Consider the following 525-nt stretch of genomic DNA (forward strand, 5'->3'; position numbering starts at 1 on the left):
TTGCAAAAGTGGTGGCTAAAATGCCAATGGTACTGAGTAGCTTTTTCATACGTAGTCCGTGTTTTTCTTCTGGTTCTTGTTTGAAGCTTCGCTGAGTTTGTTCACGAATAGCCTCTGTCCTTCACAAGGATAGTAATCTATCTCGCGGTATTATCAATGTGAATCCCAATAGGATTTATTAATTGATTCAGGGAATTACTATCAATGATGTAAAGGGTAGAGCGCAGCACGATAGCTGCACTCTTTTAGCATCAATGTTGGATAGACCGGACTACTTCGCTAATTCTTCCATGTTGATGCCTTTTTTCTTCGCGATGTATTTTGGAATCAGAGACATACCAAACAGCACAAGACCCGCAACCGCAAATTTCACTAGCAACATCACAGACACGCCGTTTGTCGCAATATCACCCGCCATGTAAGCGAAGATGAATGCGCCTGGTGCCATTGTTAGTAGAGAAACCAGTGCGTAAGTGCCTAGGTTTAGGCTGGTTAGACCGTAAGCGTAGTTTTGTAGGCTGAAAG

At 43.0% G+C, this 525-nt stretch carries 1 pseudogene; it reads right to left on the reverse strand.

What is annotated here, in order from left to right:
- Nucleotides 1-271 precede the first annotated feature (271 nt).
- Nucleotides 272-525: pseudogene (locus R7Q11_RS29155) on the reverse strand (TVP38/TMEM64 family protein); the annotation flags it as partial.

Source organism: Vibrio sp. 970 (genome assembly GCF_033339075.1).